Consider the following 24726-nt stretch of genomic DNA (forward strand, 5'->3'; position numbering starts at 1 on the left):
CATGGTATCGTAAAATGATGATCTCAATGTCTTGCCTTATTTTTGTTTTAGCATTTTATTGGTTGATTCAACGCCTGCAGTAAACCATAGCCCAAAACATGAAAAGATTGCCAACCATATGGCCGGGAAGGCTCGAGAAGTGAAATCTTTTTATTTTGTCTATGTGGTTACCCTGCAAATTGAGCCATTCCTATGAGGGGATGCGTAATGCAAGTTTACAATGCGTTTGTTATTTTGAATATTCGTTAAATCCTGTCTACACAGGATTTAAATTTTGGATTATATAGCTATAACAATATATCAATATTACAAAATATTTACGTTGGATTTACACTCTGTTAAAATGTGTCACTTACTATTAAGCGGATAAGCAAATTTGATTCTGGAGGGGGTGGAAATCTTGTAGAAAGAGTTGTATAGGATCAATGCTTACGAATTTAGCTCAAAAACTTTACGACGAGGGAGGGACAACAAGATTCGACGTTAACGGGGTTTCGCCTTCAAAACGCGAATTTTTCCAGCTAAGCGATCAAGTAATAGAAAATCCTGATTTTCAACCCCTCTAAGGGACCCCTTAACGGGCTAAGCAAGACGACAAACGGCCATTTCATATTGAGTATTACAAAGAATAACAGGAGGTTTAATTATGCTATTTCTTAAAAGGTTAAAAATTCTAACACTAACGATGATAGCTATTCTAGTAGGCCTTAGTGCTGTGCCTTTTCAGGGAAAAAGCTATGCAGAAGGGACAGAAAACACTACGGAAGAACCTATCTTCAGCTTCATGTCAATGTCGGACACGCACAGCGATACGGGTAAAACGGCTAAAGCTGTAACGGATGCTAAAAATAATAATGCAAGTGCAATCGTTTTAGTCGGGGATATAACCAATCTCGGGGATAGCGGTGAATATGACGCCATAAAAAGGGCTATCGATTCTGTAAAAGATCATCCGCCGGTGCATTATACAATGGGAAATCATGAATATGATTGGCAGTCGGATTATAATGTGGCGAAGAACAGATTTATACAAAAGGCAGGAATACCAGAAAATAAGGTGTATTACCACCGGGAAATACAAGGCTATGACTTCTTATTTTTAGGGTTTGATAGGAAACCGGCCAATATCGCGTATATGTCCGACGAACAGTTAGCCTGGTTGGAAAGCAAGCTTGCTGAAAATGCTGAACCGGACAAGCCGATTTTTGTGTTCACGCATAATCCTATTTACCAGACCGTATCCAAGTCATTTTCGGATAATTATGGTCAAAATATGATACAGGAACAGAAGTTCAGAAATATCCTTGAAAAATATCCACAGGCTATTTTAACAACAGGACATCTTCACGACGATGTTAAGATACAAGGCAACATGTACACCAATAGATTTACTGCATTAAGAGATGGTGCCGTTTTAAATAGTCAAGCTATGATGTTTGATGTATATAAAGACAAGGTGCATATAAAGGGAAGGGATGTAACTACACAAAAAACCATATGGGAAGGTACTATGAGTCTGCACCCGAATACAACCGGCATGTATGAAGCCGAGGATAGTGTATTCGCATATGCAACCTCTGGCGACGACATAAATCCGTCCGGCGGCAAGTATGTGAATATGAACAATGGAAAAGCATATATCGAGTCGCTCAAGGTTGACGGAGGAGCTTCTGGCGGCAATAAAATATTGAAAATAAGGTATGCTACCGATGCTGCCAATGCTACCGAGGGATTATATGTAAATGGAGCCAGAGTACAGACGCTCAGCTTTCCGACTACCGGAAGCATGAGTTCGTATAACGAATTGGCGGTACCTGTTGAGCTGAATCCGGGTTCAAATAACAAGATCGTCATAAAAAGCGATGGCAACGCAGCGGGCGTGAACATAGATAAATTCCAAATTATAGATAGTGCCGATCCCAGCACGATGTGGGGATTTAACGGCAATGGCAACGACAGTATCAAGAATGGGTTTAATGCAACCTTGCATGGAAGTGCTGCCTATGATACGACGGATAAAATGGAAGGTTCCGCTTCGCTCAACCTGAACGGTGCTGACGGTAATTATGCAAGTGCAGATCTTGTATCCACAAAAACAGACAATGTAACGCTAACAGCCTGGGTGAAGTGGAATGGCGCAGCTTCGAAATCGCAGCGGATCTTGTCCAATGGCGATGGCGATGACAACGGTTATTCTATTATGCTGGATCATGCCAATGGGGATAAGGTATCACTCGTGGTCAACGGTAAGCCGATTGCGAGATCGGAGACTGCTTTGACTGCAGGACAATGGACCAATATTACTGCGGCAAGAAGAAGCGGTACCTGGGAGCTTTATATCAATGGCAACAGCGTACCAGTAACCAATAAGGAAGCAACTCCTGCCACACCTACAAAGGGAACGTATATCGGTGCAAACAGTCAAGGCAAACAAAGCTTCAATGGACGTATTGATGCAGTAAGGGTTTACAATCAAGCATTGTCTACCGATCAGATCATGGCAATGGCCAACGAGACTTCTAACGTTAAGTTACAAAGCATCGAAATAACTAAACTGCCAACAAAGTTGAATTACCTGTATGCAGATGCGCTTCTTTTAAATGGGCTGGTTGTGACAGGCACTTACAGCGATGGAACAACAAAAGTGGAGAACGTAACGGGTGATCATATTACCGGCTTTGATAACGCCAATCTTAAAGCAGGATTGCCACTGACTGTGACTGTAGGTGGAAAGACAGCCAGCTTTAATGTAAATATTTTAGATGAATTGCCTGGTTCAGCATCGGTGCCAGGAAGGATAGAAGCTGCAAACTACAATAAGAAACAGGGTCTTGTATTTAGATATCAAGGGACTAATGATGGCGGACCCGCATATCGAGTGAATTATATAGAAAAAGACGACTGGATGGAATATAACGTAGATGTGGCAAAATCGGGATTCTATCAATTAGATTACAAGGTGGGAACAGCACCGGGTAAAACGGGAGAGGTTGAATTCGAGGTAGATGGAGTACCTCAAACGAGAACCTCATTCTCAACCGGGGGTTGGGACAACTATGTTATTAAATCCGAAACGGTCGCACTGAGTGAAGGCTCACATAAAATAAGGCTGAATGTAACTCAACCTTTTTGGGTTTTTCGCTGGTTTGAATTGACAGAGGTTCAAGAAAAAAAATTGAACAGCATCACTGCGCCTGCTGACATAGACGCAGCCATCGGAACGGCGAAGACAGCGGACGCCCTTGGACTGCCAAAGACAGTAGACTTGGTTACCGATTCAGGCAGCTTGAATGGGAAGGCCAAGGTGACATGGAATGTAGATGCTTCAGACTATGATCCTACGGTAAAGACTGTACAGACCTTTACTGTAAATGGAACTGTAACTTTGCCAACTGGGGTGGCAAATCCCAATAACGTGCCTTTGACAACAAGCATTAGAGTAACTGCTAATAGGATCCCAGTGGGGACCGCCGCAGTTACCGCTTCATCGATTTACAATGCCAGTTTTACTCCCGACAAAGTGTTTGATGGCATAGGGCAAGCGGTTAATGGCGAATGGGCCTCCAAGGGAGAAAAGAATCCATGGATCCAGGTGAATTGGACGACGAATCAAACGTTCAACAAGATTATCTTCTATGATCGGCCTAATTTAGTGGACTGGGCGACCGGCGGAACGCTTACCTTCAGCGACGGAAGCACTTTGACGGTTTCAGGAATCCCGAATGACGGGAGCGCTTATTCTGTAACTTTCCCTGACAAGACGGTGACATGGGTCAAATTCCAGGTATCCGGTGGAAGCGGATCAAATGTCGGTTTGTCGGAAATGAAAATTTTAGCGCCGGTGGATAAGTAAGTTCCTGAGGTCGAGATGACCGTACTGGGAGACAACAGCATTTATAAAGATTCCGTGGATTTGACGTCTAAGTTTGCATTAACCGACAACCTGTCGGGGGTCGATAACAGCAAAACGACGATGACACTCGATTCGCATTTTTACAAAATCGGAATGACGATCCCGCTTCAATCTAAAGGGCTTTGTGAATGAATTGAATGCTCAAAGCGGGAAGCACATATCAGGTGCGGCAAAATATTTGCTACGGGACGCTCAATATTTAGACGCTCAATATTCATTGACACAATTACGATTCGCTCAAGGGATTAGATTTAAACTTTGATGAAAAGAGGTCCCGCGGCAAAATATTTGCTGCGGGACGCTCTATATTTAGACGCTCAATATTTATTGACACAATTACGATTCGCTCAAGAGATTAGATTTAAACTTTGATGAAAAGAGGTCTCGCTTTGAAAATACGTGCATTCCTGTCCTTGTTCATAGTCACATTAATATTTTGTGCGAATGCCAGCACTTCATTTGCCCATACCGACAAAAGTAGGGGTTACTCGATTTTAAACATTAAAGGGAATACGATTGACTATGAACTTTTTCTTGATCAAATAGACATGCTGGAACAATTTGATACCGACAAGGATAAACATCTGGAGAACGAGGAACTGTCCTCGCAGAAAGAAAGAATCGAATCGGTATTACAGAAAGATCTTCGTATAGATGTGGATTCGAAGCCATTAACGATGGAAATACTTTCGATGGAGTTGGGAGAAAAGGCTTCCACGATCGGCGTAATGTTTAAACTAAGGTTAACCGCCGATGAAGCGATCGAACAATTTAATCTTCATTACAATCTGATGTTTGAAGGTGCGCCTCTTCATACGAATGTACTTTTGGTCCATGCAGGGGAATATTTCTATCAGAATATTCTTGATACCAAAAAAAGAGATGTTCAGATCACCATTGCTCAGCCTGAAAATATTGCTCAGCCTGAAAGTGAATCCGTCCTATGGAAATACTTTGTACTTGGAATCGAACACATTTTGACCGGGTTCGATCATATGCTGTTTTTGTTATCCTTAGTATTAATCGCATCTCGCTTCAAGGATGCGTTGAAAATTGTTACTGCTTTTACAATCGGCCACAGCATAACACTATTCTTGGTGACCACCGACCGTATTCAGGTCAGTTCGCATTGGGTCGAAGTTTTTATAGCGCTGACCATCTGTTATGTGGCAGTAGAAAATATGTTTGTTCAAAAGGTGAAATGGCGGTGGCTATTGACAGCCATATTTGGCCTGATTCACGGTATGGGTTTCGCCGGGGGTTTGACTGAAATAGGACTTCCAAAGAGCAATCTGATTGGCACACTCCTTTCGTTTAATTTAGGCGTGGAAACGGGTCAGTTCATAGTACTGTGTCTATTACTGCCTCTCTTGATTTGGCTGCGAAGGTTCCCATGGTATCGTAAAATGATGATCTCCGCGTCTTGCCTTATTTTTGTTTTAGCATTTTATTGGTTGATTCAACGTCTGTAGTAAACCATAGCCCAAAACATGAAAAGATTGCCAACCATATGGCCGGGAAGGCTCGAGAAGTGAAATCTTTTTATTTTATCTATGTGGTTACCCTGCAAATTGAGCCATTCCTATGAGGGGATGCGTAATGCAAGTTTACAATGCGTTTGTTATTTTGAATATTCGTTAAATCCTGTCTACACAGGATTTAAATTTTGGATTATATAGCTATAACAATATATCAATAATACAAAATGTTTACTTTGGATTTACACTCTATTAATATTTATCACTTATCATTTAGCAGAAAAGCAAATTTGATTCTGAAGGGGGGGGAAATAATGTTCGGCCGTTTGTAAAAAAGTTGTACCGTTTATAAAAAAGATTGATTAAAATACAGTACATATTTTATAGAACGTTGATAAAACAAGATTTATGAACATTTTTACTCGAACTTTATTCTAAAATATATAGTCTGAAACATCAGAGGATTAAAAGTTTTTGATCAATCTTTTTTCCAAAAATAAAACTAAGTCGTACTGATAAATCAACGTTCATAGCGTATTTTTAATCAAAATTTTTTATAAGGCAACACTTACTAGGCTTACGGGTCCGTCCTCGGTTCAGATAGGATCTTCATTCAGCACAATTTCGGCTTTGATAATGATTCTGATAGCGCAAATTCTGTGGTACATGTGGCGGATATCTTATTAAGCTTTGGTACCAATGCCATTGATTTTATATCGGTGGAACCGTTAAAGCCCGGATTTACAGTGTCGAATAATAGCTGCTAGCCAAGGCGTAACATTTTGTTACTTAATCCTTACAAAATTTCAATTAATGCTTAAAGTTCCCAAGTTAAACTACTAATAGATAGAAGAAACATTCATGAGGAGGAATATTTATTATGGAAAATCAAACATCTAAAAATGGCTTGAACAGAAGAGATTTCTTAAAAGCGGGAGGAATGAGCACACTTGCTCTTACCCTAGGATCAACTGGTGTGTTATCACTCGGTTCAAAAGTATTGGCAGATACTACTGATAATCCAACCAGTGGTTTTGGCGGTTATGGTCCTTTGGTTCCAGATCCAAATGGTATTCTTGATCTTCCAGAGGGCTTTCATTACAAAATTATTTCTAAAGAAGGCGGTCTAATGACTGATGGGCGAAAAATCCCTGGAGCCTTTGATGGAACGGCAGCTTTTGAAGGTCCTAACAATACGACCATCCTTGTTCGTAATCATGAATTGGGGGCAGGCGCAGCATTTGGAAGCAATCCTTATGATGCCGCTGCTCAAGGTGGTACAACGGCTGTAGTTGTAGGTCCAGATCGCGAAGTTATCGAAGAATATGTCACCTCTTCAGGTACAATCCGAAATTGTGCTGGTGGAGCGACTCCTTGGGGCACTTGGCTGACTTGTGAAGAAACACGTTCTGCGACACATGGATATGTGTTTGAAGTGGATCCGACACAGCCGGAGAACGAAATGTCCAGAACTCCAATCAAGGAAATGGGACGCTTTTCACACGAAGCCTGTGCAATTGACCCAGCGACAGGATATGTATACTTAACAGAGGATTCAAGCCCAAGTTACCTTTACCGTTTTATCCCAAATGACTTAAGCCAAAAACCGGGCGCGTTACAAAAAGGCGGTAAGCTTTATGCGGCGGCGATTGAAGCGGTAACTGATCCATCAGCAAGCACATTTAAAACAGGACAAAAATTTCAGATTGTTTGGAAGGAACTAGATCCTCATCTCTGCCGTGAGGATGCCGCTAAACATAAATGCATTCAGTTCAGTAGACTAGAGGGAGCGTTCTTCCAAGCGGGTGTCTTCTGGTTCGATGATACCTCTGCCGGCGAGAAAAAACTTGGGCGTATTTACCGCTATTTCCCAGCAACCAATACCTTGGAGCTTTTCTATGAGGGAACGGATGCACATGACATGGAATATCCAGATAATATCTGTATGACTCCTTGGGGCGACCTTTGGTATGCAGAAGATGGTTCAGGACAAGATCGACTTATGGGAATTACCCCAGAAGGCAAAGTCTATCCTTTTGCCGCCAACCGTCTTAGTGATACTGAATTGACAGGCCCGACCTTCTCGCCTGATGGAAACACGCTTTTTGTCAATATTCAAAGCCCAGGTCAAACCTTTGCCATTTGGGGACCGTTCCAACGCAGAAACTCTGCGCGCGCAAGGGAAATGTCCTATGCTGCTCCTGCGAAGCAATTTGCACCGCAAGTTTCGGACAAACTGGCTCAAGTTGCCGAGAGTCAAGGGATGTCCATTCTAGAAGCTGCAGCATTTGAGCGCCACGGAGTAAAGATGATTTAAACTGTTTTACAGGATTCATCCATAAAAAGATGTAAGCCGGCCCGCGTTAAAGAAAACCAATCTTCTTGATAAAAGAAAGGTGTAAATGGGTGATCTCGTTTACACCTTACCTTATTTAGTATGGGAGGGGCACCTCAGATGATGTTTGCTTGTACAAAACACGTTAAGGAAGCTTTAAAGATGATGTATCTTCCACACGTTCTTGTCATCTCGAACCAAGATAAATTAAGTGAGAGTGTCAGATGTCATATTTGTGGTTATAAAGCTCATTATAAGTTGTTTAACTATCTCTCTCAAAAGAAGCGGGATTTGAAAAATGTTCTATAAATAGGAGGTTAATTATAATGTTACAAAACATAGGGATTCCTGGTTTGATTTTAATACTTGTGATTGCTTTAATTATTTTCGGCCCCTCCAAGCTGCCGGAAGTCGGACGGGCTTTTGGACGCACGTTAACTGAATTCAAGAGTGCGGCCAAGGGGTTAGTATCCGATGAAGAGAAAGAGGAAGCGAAAAAGCCTGAATTAACAGCTGTTGAAAAGAAGCAGGAGAAATCAGCAGTTTCATAATCATAGGTAGACGAGGCAACTCGTCTATTTCTTTGTGATGTTCTTAACGAAATTAGGGATTCTTAACCCAATCAGACTGGCTAAAGCGAGGAAACTCTCATATTTTGCTCTTATTGTAGTATCGATCTTGATTACGCCACCTGAAGGCACAAAACGGGAAACACATTTCAAGAAGCTGCAACCATTTTGCTGCGAGACGCTCAATATGTGTTGTCACAACAATAGCGTATTTATGAAAAGATAGAGGAAACGGATTCCAGCATGACTTGAGTTATAAACTTAATATCTACTCATTATTATTAATATTGTGAAAAATAATACTTTGTTAGAAGGGAAGAATATTCAATGAAAAAAATTATGAAAGACCAAAACGTATTAAACGAAGAAGTAAAAACGGTAAAAAATGATCCTTTTAATGTGGAAATGGATCGCCGCACCTTTTTGCAGAAGACCACGATTTTTGTTGGAGCTGCTGCCATAGGATCGACTCTAGTAAACTCAATTCCTGGTTTACCAGCTAGTGCGGCATCTAGTGCAGCATCTAGTTCATCCATCATGAATTCACCTAATATGACATTAAATGTGATCAGTGACTTACACATTACTAATCAACAGACTTATGAAAAGTTTTCGGCTGCACTTCAAGATCTTTACGAAATCGACCCGGAAGTAGATGCCATGGTTATCAATGGAGATATGACGAATTACGGTACAGATAAGGAATATTCAAAATTAAGAGAACTATTAGAGCAATCTCCTAAACCAGAGAAAACGTATATGACCATTGGGAACCACGAATTTTTTAACAGACAGGGCAACGAAGTGAATATTAAACGGTTTACAGACTTTATAGGTGAAGATCACGTATATTATGAGAAAATGGTCGAAGGTTATTCTTTTATTTTTCTTGGCTCTGAAACCTGGGGACCAGATGGGCCATTAAAAGACGCAGCAAATTTAAGCGAGGAACAATTGAATTGGCTGGAAGATACTTTGGAAAAACGTAGTAAAAACAAAAAACCTATTTTTGTATTCCTTCACCAACAAATGGAAGAGACTTTTGATTGTCCTTTGCCAATTCTAATAATTCAAAATAAAGAACTGAACGATATTCTCTCGAAATACCCACAGTCCATTTTATTCTCAGGTCATACCCATCAAGATCTACATCGTCCAAGTATAATCCAGAAGGATTTTACAATGATTAATACTGCATCTGTCTATTATACAACTTTTTATGGTCAGGAAAGCCAAGGTTGGCATTTGGAAGTTTACGATGACAAGATCATCGTCAAAGGACGGGATTTCTACCGTAAACAATGGATTCCAGAAGCACAGTACACGATTGATTTTCAAACAAAAATAACCAGCCTCACTGCGCCTGCTGACATAATGGTGGCAATCGGAGCGGCGAAGACAGCGGACGCCCTTGGATTGCCAACGACTGTAGACTTGGTTACCGTTTCAGGCAGCCACCCCATTCGAGCCAAAGTGACATGGAATGTAGATGCTTCAAACTATGATCCCACTTTAAAGACTGTGCAGACCTTCACTGTAAATGGAACTGTAACTTTGCCAAATGGGGTGGAAAATCCCAATAACGTGCCTTTGACAACAAGCATTAGAGTAACTGTAAAGCCTGCCGAAATAGTAGCCCACTGGAAGTTCGATGAAGGCTCCGGTACAACCGTCGGCGATTCTTCAGGCAACGGCAACACCGGAACTCTGGTTAACAACCCGACTTGGACCGATTCGGGCAAAGGCGGAGCGCTTGCTTTCAGCGGCGGCTCAAGGGCCGAGTTCAACTCTTCGACAACTTTGAATAAAACAGGTGACGAGTCCGTGTCGTTGTGGTTCAAGACTTCTCAGCCTGCAACCGGCACCACGAGCATTTTCCGTCACAGTAATCGTTTCACGGCCCTTCAGTTGACAAGCGGGGGTCAAGCTCGCGTGGCCTATTGGCCCAATGCTTCAGCCGGTTATACAGCGCTGGCATTTCCATGGACCTACAACGATAACAATTGGCATCATTATGTGGCTTCCTACAATCATTCAACTGGGCTGAAGATTTATGTCGACGGTAACTTAGTGGCAAGCGATACAACGAATCTCGGACCGCTTTCGACTGTGACGAGTAAAATCGTACTGGGAGCCACCGAAACCGGCGGAGAAGCTTACAATGGACTGCTGGACGACGTTCGCGTATTTGACCTCCCGTTGACTCAGGACGAGGTAAGGCAATTGAGTGATCAACAAGCTTCCAAACCATTCACTGTTGGCAGTAAAGAATAGTATAGCAATATTTTAATCATTTCTTAAAATAGGATCGTATGACAAATTTAGGTTAATAGATCATAAGTCTACAATCAACAATAGGAGGTCAACTTTATGTTACAAAATATAGGGATTCCCGGTTTGATACTAATCCTTGTTATTGCATTAATCGTTTTCGGTCCATCAAAATTGCCAGAACTAGGTCGTGCAGTCGGTTCAACATTAAAGGAATTTAAAAAGTCAACACAAGATCTGGTTTCAGATGATGAGCCAGAACAAGAGCAATCGAAAATTAAGAACGAAAAAAGTATGTAATAATATAAATCTAGTAAGATGTGAGTATATCATTTAACTCGCATCTTCTTTTTTTAACTAGGGGTATTACTAATGGGCATATATGAAATGAATCTTATTGCCATTTTGATGAGATGTGCAAACGACACATCATTACCTTTGGTTACTTCTTTCTGTACTACCTCATTAGTGGCCTTTATCGTTTATCCCAACATAAGAAACAAAGCAGATCGAACTCATATAATTAATTTTCATACCGTCTCATTTGCGTCACAGTTTGTGTCAACTCGTTACTGAGGCTGCCTTTTTCTTATGGTAGGGAATGCCTCATAAATCCTTTATTTATAAGGCGACTCAGTAACTCTTGGTTTCCTGAATAATACCTTAGCGTATGTTTTCAGCGTTTTGCTGGTAGGACCCCATGCCCATCAAGCTAAGGTAATTTAATACCCCAATAACGAAAAAAACACGATTCTTTCTGTAATTACGATAGAAATTATTGACTCATAATAATGTTGATTCATTTCTTATGCAGATAACTGAGCAGGATAGAGAAGGAATATTGGAATCACTAACGAAATGTTCAATGAGTGGCGAGGGTGTCGGCTATTCAATAATATTTTTCAGGAGATGATTGATTTGAAGTTGTTGCAAATAAGACTTTTGGTCAAAGATTTTAAGAAAAGCGGCATGTTTTACCGAGATTTATTGGAGTTTCCAGTAAGTTGGTACGATGAAGACATGGAATATGCGCTATTCAATAATGGGGAAACAAAAATTGAGCTTGTATCTCGAAAAGTTATGGCCGAATTGGTCAGAGAAGAAAATAAGCCTTTAGAAGCTGAGTCTCAATCAAGATTTTTACTTCAATTTCAAGTAGAAGATGTCGATAAGACGTATAACCGTTTCAGAGAAAAAGAAATTGAATTTGTTAATGAACCTCATGATCGCAAGGAATGGCAAGCGCGTGTTGCACATTTTCGTGACCCTGATGATAACTTAATTGAAATATATAAAATGCTGTAATTGATTGGTCAAAAGATAGGACTAGGCCACAGACTGAGCGGTAAGGATGAATGTTGACGATTAAGGTTTTATAATCTCACTCAAAAATTGAATGTCATTATAAAGATGCTTTTTTACCTGTATATCCTCGCATCTTTTGAAAGCTTTAATAAACAAATTGATTTCCTTAATAGAAATATCATTTTTCATTAGAAATCATTATTATCTCCTTAGGCCATTATTAGAAAGTACAGAATGGCTATAGGTCACTAGAACCTAGAGAATTTGGGTATTAACTTTGGAACGAAATTAGAGAAAAAATTCTATTATTTGCTTCAACATATTAACAAAATGAAAAATCAACTTAAATAAACGTTTGTTTAAAACTTATAAGTATAAAAATGAGGATTCTTTTTCCCTATGAAGATGCCAGATGGCAGCATAGCCTTTTTTAGTTCTACTTGACAGGGATAAGTCCATAGAGCAAAGGGGCATAGCCCCTTTGTTTATATAACATTAAAGTGTCGGTTTATGAAATTGATAAACCTATACAGATGGAAGAAAAAACATTCGTTTTGTATTTTATATGGCATAACTGCAACATCAACCTTTATCATTCCATTTTTTTGAATAACCTTGATGGTACAACTTCATTTTTTGTTCCCTTCCCATTCTTAATCTCCTTGGACATAGGTCAAATATCCTTATTTATCATATTTCATATAGTTCATTTATTATTTTTTTATGCTGCATTTCTTTACGTTAAATTAATGATAGATTAATATTTTTCTATTATTTTAAAGATATCGTCGAATTTTAAACAAAATCCCCGAAATTTGACGAAATACATTTACGATGGAGACTCAAAATGAGGAAAAATTGGAAAAAAAGGCTAGTACTCTTTACCCTATCTTTTGTTTTGGCAAGTAGTATCATTTCCCCAAGCTTTGCATTAGCCTTGGGCAATTTCGATTTAAGCTCTGTTGTTGTACAAACACCTATCAACGAATATCAAGCTGATCTAGCACCGGGTGTAAAAGAAAAGCACTACAGTTTTGAAGGAAAAGACGGAAAAATGATTGAGAGTTTCGTAGTAGATGTTGATACAGATAATCCGACGGTATCTATAGAAGCAGGCACACCTGATGACGGAGAAGCATTTGGTCTTCAGCCTGTTAGACAGCAAGCGAATGCAGCCAATGGGGAAAATCATAAAGTCGTAGCAGCTGTGAATGCAGATTTCTATAATATGGCCACAGGTGAACCCGTTGGTGTTGTTTACAAAGATGGAAAAGCTGTAAAAGCACAAAGTGGACAAGAGTGGAATTTCTTTGGCATAAAGAAAACCGGGGATGCAGTCATTGGTAACAATGCGGAATATGAAGGAATGAAGGACCAATTACAGGAAGCTCTTGGCGGAAATGCAATTCTAGTAAAAGATGGCCAAATCTATCAGACTCCACAAACAGGAGCAGACAAAGAGCCGCGAACGGCTGTCGGCATTAAAGAAGACGGCGATGTTTTTTTTGTTGTAATTGACGGGAGACAAGAGCCTTATTCAAGTGGAATCTCTATGCCAGATTTGGCACAATTGATGATCGATTTAGGAGCAGTAAATGCTTTAAACCTTGACGGTGGAGGCTCTTCTACCTTTACAACTCGTGAACTAGGCGGTGACGATCTCGAGGTAGATAATAAACCATCCGACCGTAATGAAAGAAGTGTAGCAAACACTTGGCTGATTGTTTCTAAAGAGCCATCAGATCATCTTTTCAAATCGGCTCATATCGAACCGTATGATAAATCCTTTACCCCTGGCTCAACCATTCAATTCAGTGCTAAGGGAAGAGACAATTCTATGGCATCTGCTCCTCTGCCTGCATCTGGTTTAACTTGGGAACTAGCCGATTCTTCATATGGTACAATCGATGAAAATGGAAAATTTATTTCAAACGGGAAAACTGGTCAATTTTATGTTTTATTGAAACATGAAGGTAAAGAGGTTGGAAAAAGTATTATTGAAATCGCCAAGCCCGACGAGATGTACTTCACCTCATCTGAATTAACAGTAGCTAGAAATAGTGAGACCTCGTTAAATCTAGTAGCAAAATTTCAAAAGAGATTTGTAGACTGGAGTTTACGAGATATTGAATTTGAAATTCCAGAAGGTATGGGAACAATTGATGAATCTGGAATCCTGCACACAGGAGATCAAACTGTTTCAGGGACAATCACAGCTCGCTTAAAGGACTCAAATCATACAGCTCAAATGAATGTTTCTGTTGGAAAGCTTCCTGAAGTTTTATTTGACTTTGAAAAAGAGCTTGGCGGATGGAAGACATCGACTGCAAATCGCGGTGAAAAAGGGACGCTGAGTTTAACTAAATATCCTGCACCAGTAAGATTTGGTGATCAGTCATTAAAAATGGATTTCGATTTTACAAATGCACAAACAGGAACAACACTTGGTGTTTATGCCGGCTCTGGTACAAATACAGACATTGATGGAGATCCATCAAGTATAGGAATGTGGGTTTATGGAACTCCAGAAGCTCAAGGCTATTGGCTGAGAATGTTAATAGTAGATGGAAATGGTAAAAGTCAGACACTTAATCTTACTCAGGAAAAACCAGGTATTGACTGGACTGGATGGAAATACATTGAAGCGGAAATTCCTGAATCGTTTACAGGCCCTTACAAATTATCTGGGACCCAAGCGATACGATTGATGTCTACAAAATCTGGAATTACCGGACCTATGACAAAAGGCTCCATTTATTTTGATAATATCCGGGCAGTTTATGGAGAAAAAGTGGATGATCTATATCCTCCAGTTATTGAATCCATTAACGTAGACGGAAAAGAATTCACGAGAAATGCTGTCAATCTGACTGCAAAGGTTCATGAGTATGAAGACGATCCTTTTAAAACAGGAATTGATTGGGATAAGATTAATATTTTCGTAGATGGGAAAGATTATTCCAAATCGGAAGGTCATTTTTCATACGATATGGATGGATCTGTCTCATTAAGTGGTTTCAAATGGGCGGATGGAACACATAAGATCACGCTTATGGTTCCTGATAAATTTGGAAACCAAGCGATTAAAACTGGCTATTTTACAGTCAATACAGGTTCAGCAAAGATTGAAGTCATTAAGAAACAAGAGCAAGCATTCCTAGGGGATGTATTTGAACTTGCAGTTAAAGCCACGAATCCATCGGAAATCTCGGGGTCTGCTATAAAAATGCACATTGATAAAAACTATCCAGTGGAAGATATCAAGTTTTCTAATGGATTTAACACAAGTACTTCAAGCTATGAAGCTGAAACAGGCATCCTTACATTGAATCTGGTGAATAACGGTGAAACAGCTGTAACTTCAGATGCTGCAACCATTCAGATTAGAATTCCTGAATCGATGAAAGAAGACAGTAAGTTAAGCTATGAAATAATGGAAGCAAACTTAACCTACAAGGATCCTAAAGAAGAAAACTTTGTCACCACTTATTCAATGGAACCAACTAGCGTGGCAATTGAAAGTGCTTACGACATTATTCCACAGCCTATATTAATCGGGAAGCCAGTTGTCATAACTGCAAAAAATATCCATAACGAATTAGTAAGTGATATGGAAATCTTCGCAATTATTGAAGGCAGCACAGAACCGGTTTTTCTAGGAAAAACGGACAAAGATGGTACCCTTCGTGTTGATTCGATCACTAATGATGTAAAGAAAATCGCTTTATATGGAGTTAAAGATGGGAAGTATTCGTTTAAAGTGAACACGCAAACTTATCCATCTCTTACAACTGCAACAGAGATAAAAAATGTAATTTCAACTCCTACAGGTGACCCTTATAAGTCAAAAGGCTTCACATGGATGTCGAGTCCTTTAGGAAAAGAAAATTCATCCTTCATTCAATATGCAAGAAAACAAGACTATTACAATAAAGGTGAGGAGTCCCTTCGAACAGTCGCTGCTTCCTCAAGTGACCAGGTATTTTCTGGTGAACAGGATATTACGAAAAATGGAATTGTCAGAGTGAATGAAGTGACATTAAAGCTTTTACAGCAAGATACGACATATGTTTATCGTGTTGGTGACGGAGTGAACTGGTCACAAATGCAAGAGTTCACCACATTAAAAAGGAAGAATAGCTTTGAGTTTGCAATTTTAGGTGACACTCAATCACCTTCTGATTTAAGTCTCTTTCAAACAATACTAGGAGATTTAGATAAAAAAGATTTATCGTTTTTGATTCATGTTGGAGATCTTATTGATGAATCCGCTAAATTCAAGCAATGGGATGATACACTAGGTATCATGAGCCAATATACCAATATTCGTTCAACAGATCTTGTTGCGACTCTCGGAAACCATGAATACATGGGAGATCCGGATGGACATTTAGCTAAAGCCATTTTTAACTCTCCTGAGAATGGACCAGATGTCGACAAAGGCGGTACGTATTCTGTTGATTACAATAATATTCACATTAGCGTTTTAGGGTATACAAGTGATAGCGAGGATCTTGACAAGCAGCTTGAGTGGCTTAAACAAGATGTGAAAAATTCGGACAAGCCTTGGAAAATACTTGTAACCCACAAGCCGCCTTATTACACAAATCCGTTTGGCGGGAATGAAATTATTAAGGAAAAATTACCGCCAGTCGTCGATGAATTAGGGATTGACATCGTTTTCTCCGGCCATGATCATGCCTATGGCAGAACGAAGAAACTGAAGGCTGGCAAAGAGGATCCAAACGGAGCTGTTTATGTTCTCGCTGGTACGAATGGAACTAAACACTATGATGCAGTTGCAGATGAGAAATTTGAATTTGTAAACATGGAAAACATTGCCGTTTCAATAACTGCAAAGGTTGACAAAGATCAAATCACCTTTACAACAACGACTTCTGACGGTGTTACAATTGATCAATTTACTGTTGTAAATGAAGATTATGATCTTGAAGAAGTGCAATAAATAGTGAGTGTGTGCGAGGTACCATCTAAAATAATGGGTGGTGCTTTGCACTTTTTTTATCAATCAATTTTAATCAAAAAATTTGGCTCTGTTAAAGATTACTGTTGATTTCTTATTAAACTAACAAGGCAGAGTTTTAGAAGGATTTATAATAGTCTACATAGAATTCCTTTATTCTATTGTTCCAATATTTTAGAAGGCTCCAAAATGTGTACTAAATACTGTAATCTCTTCAACTTAGAAGAGGTTATTTTTAATGAGCGTAAAAGTGATTCCTTTTAGTTGTCTAAGCTAGTGAGGCGAAGAGAAATGATAAGGATCCCCTGAACCCCGTTCGCAAAAGTACACTTTTTCGAACGGGGTATTTTTTAGGTATCCACTGGAAAGTATCTTGCCTATGGTAAGTCTGAACCACGCAATATTGCTTGGAATTGATCATGAAGTCGGCAGACTAGACGTTGGAAAAAAGCAAATATCGTCCTTATTGATAGTCAATTAAATGCAACGTTTATCAATGGACATTTAGTTTATATGAATGAGGAAAATATGTGTTGCGAAGAAAGATGATTGAAAAATAGTTTTTGTATTTAACCTAAAACGTAGAGTCCCATTTTTTAAAAGCCGCCTTTAGGCGTGCTTTTTGTTTTTATCCCTACTGATCTAATATCTTCGTAAAATAATTGGAAGGAAATGTACTATTCAACTCTAAACAAATACGAAAAAAGTCCTTAACTTATCCTATTTCTATATGTAAAGTGAGGGCATAATGCCTATTCCCATTATCTTGCTATCCAATTACAGTAAACATATTAAATGAAGCACTTATCATCGTCTTGACAGCATAAAAATCCAATTAAAAGGAGTGGCAGGTTTGAAAAGGAAAAAGTTGTTGTACTAGGTTCTATCGTTGTTATTGATTGGGTTCATAGGACATACGGTGTATGCTACAGGCCAACAGGAGACACTTAAAGCCCAAGAAAATAACGAATTAAAGGGAAAATTCCACCTTGATGACGAGGTGAAAATTCATGTGCCTTCCGCCTATAATGTGGACCAGCCTATTGATAATCCCCCCTTATGTAAATCAATCACTCGAGACCTTCTCGAAGGTATTCGGCGGAGCAACAGCTATTGAAGGAAAAGGGGCCTAGGGAGAAGGTAACGATCAGCTAGTTAAAGAAAAAGTCACTATTGGTGTATAGTTTTACCGAAAAGTTAAACAAGAAGAAAATAAACGAAGTAGTAACTTATGCAAAACCCTTAAAAGCAGAAATTAAGCAATCTTCGTGTCACTTGAAGTGTTATATAGACCGATATAGTAAAATAAGGATAAAAAAAGTCCGAATTTTGCAAAAAGTTTGATGCGATAGGAGGCTGCAATATGGAAGTGCTGATTGAAGAGTACATTAAAAGTCTATAGTTAGAAATTTACAGAAAGAAATGATTCCTATGTCGTTTATTACTGGGGGGTTGGTAAAGCTCTCAGAAATGCTTCCGATGCTTCCGCCATCCGAAAAAAATAGCAGCATTATTTTAGAGAGCCGGCGAGAGACCATTAACTTACATTTTATCGTTATTCCAGAGAGAAATACGCTTACTCGGAAACAGATATGGAGATTTAATTTTGTAATACCTATTTGTAAGCGCTCTCTTTAAATTCTCATCTGCTTTTAATTTGAATCTTATTACTATTTTGAGGAAGACTCCAAAAGTATACGTACAATTCCTTATCCTATTTGACTTTGATTCTGCCATTTTCAGTAACCTGATAATATTAACATTATTACTGAGTCATCAGATTAAAGAAATTGAAATTCTTTAGACAGAAATAACAGATAAGTTTTTAAACATAATAGGAGGTGAAAGCACTTGAGGAAAGGTAAGTTTTTTTGGAAGCTTTTTTCATCTTTTATTATTATTATCATTATCTATACTCTTGTTTCAGTGTTTATTTTTAACTTTAAAAATAGTCAGATAGCTGAAAATGAGAGAAGATCAAAGTATAAGACAATGATCATGCAAACAAAAGAACAAATTGACAGAACAATGGAAATGGCATTGCTTCAGCTTATACAAATAGAATCTAATCATGAATTTATACAATATACAAAAAATACAGACGAGAATCCAGATTACTATGATATATCAAGAGTTTACAATCTATTGCAACAAGACATAACCTCTTTTTCAAATTATGAATATAAAATTTCAATTTATAAAAATAAGACAGGCCTTGTCATAACACCGAATGCAACTATGTCGTACCATCAATTCCTTAGTAATTTAAAGCTACCAAATAAAGAACAAAAGAAATTAGACCAATATCTTGAAAAGACGAAAATAAACTACCGTAATCAGGAAGCATTAGTTCTACCCAATGAGCACCCTAAAGATTCTTTTACAATCATAAAAAAAGAATTACTTGATACAAACAAAGATGTGGTGTTTTTTGTAACGTTCAATACCAAAGGATATTTTCCATATTCAGAGTTAAACAATAATGATTCCTTTTCCATTTTTTACGATAAGAATCATATATTTAATTCTTCAAATACAACATATCCTAAGAATATATTAAATAAAGTATCGAAAGAACTAGAGGAATATCAATATATTGAGAATAAAGAAAATCAATACCATTTGATACCCTCGGATACGATAAATGAGATTAATTATGCGATTAAATCTCCCGTTGTAGAAAATGGTATTATTCATCCTCATTCGATTACTAGTCTGCTATTTTTATTAGTGATTTTATTGACGGTAGGATTTGTTCTATCTTTTATGTTTATTTCTAGATCCTATCACCCTATTAAAAAAATAGCAGAGATGTTCTCTTCACATCCTGAAAAAGATGAATTAAGCCATATTGAAAAATCCATCTACAATTTAAAGAATACAAATGAAAAGTTAATAGAAATCATACAAACGAATGAACAATCTTTAAGAAATAATTTTATCCGTGAGTTACTAATGGGTATATTAACGTGTCAAAAAGCTGATTACTTTATTAGGAAGTATGATGTAACGGTTTTAATGAAGCCCTTCAGGATTATTATTTTTGAATTGGATTTCCAAAGAGAGCTCCATGATACTACCTTCCAAGAACGATATACAGTCTTAAAGGTGAAGGCAATTTCCTATTTAAAGGATTTATATAGCAATCACAGTGATTTTGAAATTGTGGAATTAAGTAATAATCGATTTGTTTTACTAATGTGCGATCAAGGTTTATCTGATATGAAAGAATTGATACAATCTTATATTCTTGAAATGGAAAAAACGTTAAAATTACCTGTAATCGCTTCGATTGGTACCTCAGTGAATACCATTGAAAAGATTGAAACTGATTTTCAAAATACTTTAGAATTACTGGAATATAAGTTTTCTATTGAGAAGAAAACGATTATTGCAAAGGAAGATGTTCAGCATCTTGTAGAAAGCAATTATTATTATCCTTTAGATTTGGAAAGGGAATTTATCTATTTTTCAATATCAGCAAAGGAAAAAGCAGAAAAAATAATCGACTTATTAATAAAAGAGAACTTGTATGAAAGAAAATTACACCAAGACACATTAACTTATTTTGTAGCTGCGCTCGATTCAACTATTCAGCGGATATTACAATCTAGGAATGAAAGGATTGAGAACCATGATAAACATAAATTATTTATTTCGCATGAATTATCTAGATTAGATAATAAGGAAACGTTAGAAATCATCATCAGAGACAAGTTCAACCAATTATTTGATATCATTACGATAGGAAAAGAAAAAGAAAGTTCCACGATGACCGAAAAACTTGTTCAGTATATCTATGATAACTACGAAAAAGATATATCTTTAAACGATCTAGCGGAGAATTTTAATTTGTCTTCTAGTTATATTAGTACCTTGTTTAAAACACATATCGGACAAAACTTTAAAGAATTTTTAAACCGTTACCGAATTGAAAAATCCAAAGAAATGTTCAAAAATCATCATTTCAAAGTACACCAAGTTTCGGAAATGGTTGGTTTTAATAATGTACAGACATTTATTAGGTTATTTAAAAAATATACAGGGATATCACCTGGACAATATAATGAATAAATAGAGTATGAATCCCAGATTATCAATTGTTGTGATGATAATCCGGGTATTTTTTGTTTTGCAAAAGAAAGTTTAGGAAATATTCATATACTAAATATTTATAATTTTTCGAATTTATATACAAAATTTTAAAAAATGATATTTTTTATCACGGATTTAAAAAAATGAAAGTATTCGCTTTCCATATTCTAATGTAAGGTAGGGACAGAAAGCGATTACAAAACAGTTATTTACAAGGAGGGGGGGGGGACATTTTTGAAAAGTCCATTGTCTACAACTAGAAAAATAATTCTTAATTTTCAAATGGAGAAAACAGCAAGTAAATGGTATTTAGTTAGAAGGAAGATTGCAAGAGATAAATATCTCTACTTATTATTGATCCCATTTATTTTATGGTTTTTAGTATTTGCGTATAAACCGATATTGGGATTGCAGATTGCCTTTAAAGATTATAGCTTGTTCAAAGGTATAAATGAGAGTCCGTGGGTAGGATTTGAAAACTTTGGACGATTCTTTGGATCTGAATATTTCATTAGAACATTAAGAAACACAGTACTAATCAGTTTATACAGTTTACTTTTTGCTTTTCCTGCACCTATTATTCTAGCGCTCACATTAAACGAAGTGAAAAATGAGTTGTTTAAACGATCTGTTCAAACGATTACGTATTTACCTCATTTTATATCAGTTGTAGTCATTGCAGGAATTGTGACCAACTTCTTATCCCCAACTAGTGGTATCATAAATCATTTCATTGAAATGATTGGGGGCAAGAGCAAGTATTTTCTATCTGAACCTGAATATTTTAGAACCATTTATATTTCTTCCGTTCAAATTTGGAAAGATGTTGGTTTTAATGCCATTATCTATCTTGCGGCGATTGCTGGTATTAATCCGGCATTATATGAAGCAGCAAAAATGGATGGGGCAAACAGATGGCAGCAAATGATTCATGTTACGATTCCAAGTATAATTCCAACAATTGTTATCTTGTTCATTATTAATATCGGCAATTTTTTGGAGGTCGGCTATGAGGCGATCATCTTACTTTACCAACCTTCTACCTATGAAACGGCCGATGTCATTAACACATATGTCTATCGAGCTGGATTAATGGAAGGTCAATATGAAGTTGCAGCTGCAGCGGGATTGTTTAATTCTGTGGTAGGCCTCATTTTAGTCGTTTTTGCGAACACAATGAGCAGAAGAATCACAAACAATGGGTTATGGTAGGTGTTAAGCTATTGAAAAATATCAATATTTTGGGTCGAATAAGCTCAATTTTCATTTATTTAATCCTGGGAATCCTAGCAGTTGCCTGCTTGTATCCTTTCATTTATGTTTTATCTGCTTCCATTAGTTCAGGAGATGCTGTTAGAACAGGAAAGGTCTTGTTGTTCCCAAAAGATATAAATTTTGAATCCTATGTCAGGGTTTTAAGTGAGCCAGGAATTTGGAAAGCATACGGGAACACCATTTTTTATACTTTGGTAGGTACCTTTGTGAACCTAGTGCTTACTACTTGCGGTGCTTACCCGCTATCTAAAAAAAGGCTCTCTGGAAAAGCTTTTATTGCTTTTTTCGTAGCGTTTACCATGTGGTTCAATGCCGGGATTATCCCAACTTATCTAAACTTCCGGGAATTAGGCCTTTTAGATTCTCGGACTGGAATCATTGTCGGTTTTGGGATTTCGGCTTTCTTGGTGTTTATTTTAAGAACATTTTTCCAGTCTATTCCCGATTCTCTTGAAGAGTCCGCGAAAGTAGACGGAGCAAACGACTTACAAATTTTATGGAAGATATTTTTACCTTTATCCAAACCTGCCCTCATTACTGTAGGTTTATACTATGCCGTTAGTAGATGGAACGGGTATTTTTGGGCAATGATACTCTTAAAAAATGATGATCTTATGCCTTTGCAAGTATTGTTGAAAAAAATGATAGTCGAGTTAAGTGTAAAAGAAGAGTTTATGACAGGCGTGGATTTATCTACGAAATTTTCTACTGAAACAATTATTTATGCAACAATTGTCATTTCCGTCATACCAATTGTTGCTGTCTATCCCTTCCTTCAAAAGTATTTTGTTAAAGGAACCATGATAGGCGGCATTAAAGAGTGAAAATCATTTCTTGAAAAATGGAGTTTGGTTGCCAATAAGCAATCTTCAAATAATTGAGTGGGGGTAGAACATGAAAGGGAGAAAATTTATTATTCCAATCTTACTTACTTCATTGCTGATGACGGGTTGTAACATGATGGCATCAAATGAAAAAAAGAACGAAACAACAGAGGAAAAAGTTGACCCAAATAAGCCATATTTAGTGTCCAAGAAACCATCCGAGTTAACGATTCACTACAATTATTTGGATGGGAAATACGTTTTTAATGATGATTGGGCAGCGTTCAAAAAAATTAGCGAATTAACTAATGTGTCATTAAAAGGGGTTAGTTCTAAAACATCAACGAACAGTCAGGAAGCTTTTAACTTAATGATTGCATCTGGGGAAATTCCAAATCTAGTGTATGGGTCAAAAGATGACATTAACAAATATTCAGTTGAAGGCGCTTTTTTACCTCTTGATGGCCTTATAAAAGATCACGCGCCAAATATTCAAAAGTATTTTAAAAAATATCCAGAGCTTAAAACACTTGCTGCATCGGATGGGAAGATTTATATGATTCCATTTATCTATAGTGAAGGTACGGCAGAAGGATATTTTATCCGTCAGGATTGGTTAGATAAACTGGGTTTAAAGATGCCTGAAACCGTTGAGGACTATTATAAAGTTCTTAAAGCATTTAAAGAAAAAGACCCGAATGGCAATGGGAAAAAAGATGAAATACCATTTTTTATGAGGGAAAACTTTGCATTTAATCAGCTTGTGACTTTATGGGGAGCAAGTGAAGGGTTGTATATAGATGATGATAAAGTTCGGTTTGGTCCAATGGAAAAGGAATTCGGAGAAGCAATGGAAAACTTAGCTAAATGGTATAAAGAAGGATTGCTAGACCCTGAGATTTTTACGCGTGGAAGTGCTGCAAGGGACTATATGCTGGGTAATAACATCGGTGGATCCACACGCGATTGGTTCCCGAGTACGTCTGCGTTTAATGGTAAATTACCTGAAAAGATTCCTGGTTTTCATTTTGTGACGATGGCACCTCCAGAAAATCCAAAAGGGGAACGGGTAGAGCCAACATCTCGCAGCCCATTAACAACCGAAGGGATTGCTATTGGTTTTAAAACAGAAGACCCAGCTATAGCCATAAAATATCTTGATTTCCTCTTTACAGATGAAGGAAGAAAAATCATGAATTATGGTATTGAAGGTGTCACATATGACCTCAAGGATGGAAAACCGGTCTTAAAAGAGGAAATATTGAATAGTGAAAGTATCCCTGAATCCCTAAGGGAATATGGTGTTCAGCACTCATTCGTCTATCATCATGATTCTGAATACGAAAAACAGTTTTTGCATGAGGAAGGAGTTAAGGGTGTCGAGCTATATGAAAAAGGTAAATACATGAGAGAAGCTTTCCCAGTTTTGAATTTTAATAATGAGGAAGAAAAAATTGTTGCTGACAGTGGTGCCCAACTTACAACCTATATTGAAGAAACCATGCAAAAATGGGTGCTGGGAAAAGAAAAAGTAGATCATAAAGGCTTTGTGGAAAAGTTAAAAAAACTAGGAGTCGAGAAATATATAGATGCCAATCAAGACGCTTATAACAAATATAAGAAAAATATGTAGAGAATCACCACATCCTTGTGTGTAGTATTATATGTCTACTTTTC

The 24726-nt window shown here is 37.7% G+C and carries 13 protein-coding genes and 1 pseudogene; all 14 read left to right on the forward strand.

The features are described 5' to 3' along the window. The first annotated feature begins 646 nt into the window (after positions 1-646). The 14 genes and pseudogenes from LIT25_26710 (at position 647) to LIT25_26775 (ending at position 24682) form a co-directional block, all read left to right on the forward strand. Positions 647-3853: a carbohydrate-binding protein gene (locus LIT25_26710; protein USK36718.1), complete on the forward strand. Its 3207-nt coding sequence runs from the start codon at positions 647-649 to the stop codon at positions 3851-3853. A gap of 15 nt (positions 3854-3868) precedes the next feature. Then, positions 3869-4045, forward strand: coding sequence for a hypothetical protein (locus LIT25_26715; protein USK36719.1), 177 nt, complete (start codon positions 3869-3871; stop codon positions 4043-4045). 257 nt (positions 4046-4302) lie between these two features. Further along, positions 4303-5385 carry a HupE/UreJ family protein gene (locus LIT25_26720; protein ID USK36720.1) on the forward strand — a complete coding sequence of 361 codons (1083 nt, stop codon included), beginning with the start codon at positions 4303-4305 and terminating at the stop codon, positions 5383-5385. Positions 5386-6271: 886 nt separating this feature from the next. After that, positions 6272-7708: a DUF839 domain-containing protein gene (locus LIT25_26725; GenBank protein ID USK36721.1), complete on the forward strand. Its 1437-nt coding sequence runs from the start codon at positions 6272-6274 to the stop codon at positions 7706-7708. A gap of 344 nt (positions 7709-8052) precedes the next feature. Continuing rightward, entirely contained in the window at positions 8053-8277 is a 225-nt protein-coding gene (gene tatA, locus LIT25_26730; GenBank protein USK36722.1) for a twin-arginine translocase TatA/TatE family subunit, read from the forward strand. Between the two features lie 34 nt (positions 8278-8311). Then, a pseudogene (locus LIT25_26735) lies at positions 8312-8422 on the forward strand (twin-arginine translocase subunit TatC). Positions 8423-8718: 296 nt separating this feature from the next. Then, entirely contained in the window at positions 8719-10569 is a 1851-nt protein-coding gene (locus LIT25_26740) for a metallophosphoesterase (protein USK36723.1), read from the forward strand. Between the two features lie 96 nt (positions 10570-10665). Next, positions 10666-10866, forward strand: coding sequence for a twin-arginine translocase TatA/TatE family subunit (locus LIT25_26745; protein USK36724.1), 201 nt, complete (start codon positions 10666-10668; stop codon positions 10864-10866). A gap of 618 nt (positions 10867-11484) precedes the next feature. Continuing rightward, a complete protein-coding gene (locus LIT25_26750) occupies positions 11485-11871 on the forward strand; it encodes a VOC family protein (GenBank protein ID USK36725.1) in 387 nt (128 codons plus the stop codon). An 847-nt stretch (positions 11872-12718) separates the two neighbouring features. Next, positions 12719-16837 carry a phosphodiester glycosidase family protein gene (locus tag LIT25_26755; GenBank protein USK36726.1) on the forward strand — a complete coding sequence of 1373 codons (4119 nt, stop codon included), beginning with the start codon at positions 12719-12721 and terminating at the stop codon, positions 16835-16837. A 1869-nt stretch (positions 16838-18706) separates the two neighbouring features. Beyond that, entirely contained in the window at positions 18707-20929 is a 2223-nt protein-coding gene (locus tag LIT25_26760) for a helix-turn-helix transcriptional regulator (GenBank protein USK36727.1), read from the forward strand. Positions 20930-21232: 303 nt separating this feature from the next. Further along, positions 21233-22162: an ABC transporter permease subunit gene (locus LIT25_26765; GenBank protein USK36775.1), complete on the forward strand. Its 930-nt coding sequence runs from the start codon at positions 21233-21235 to the stop codon at positions 22160-22162. Between the two features lie 11 nt (positions 22163-22173). Next, positions 22174-23049 carry a carbohydrate ABC transporter permease gene (locus tag LIT25_26770; protein USK36728.1) on the forward strand — a complete coding sequence of 292 codons (876 nt, stop codon included), beginning with the start codon at positions 22174-22176 and terminating at the stop codon, positions 23047-23049. A 70-nt stretch (positions 23050-23119) separates the two neighbouring features. Next, positions 23120-24682: an extracellular solute-binding protein gene (locus LIT25_26775; GenBank protein USK36729.1), complete on the forward strand. Its 1563-nt coding sequence runs from the start codon at positions 23120-23122 to the stop codon at positions 24680-24682. Positions 24683-24726: the final 44 nt, after the last annotated feature.

This window comes from Bacillus sp. F19, from assembly GCA_023823795.1.
In the GTDB taxonomy this organism is placed as follows: Bacteria; Bacillota; Bacilli; order Bacillales; family Bacillaceae; genus Bacillus_P.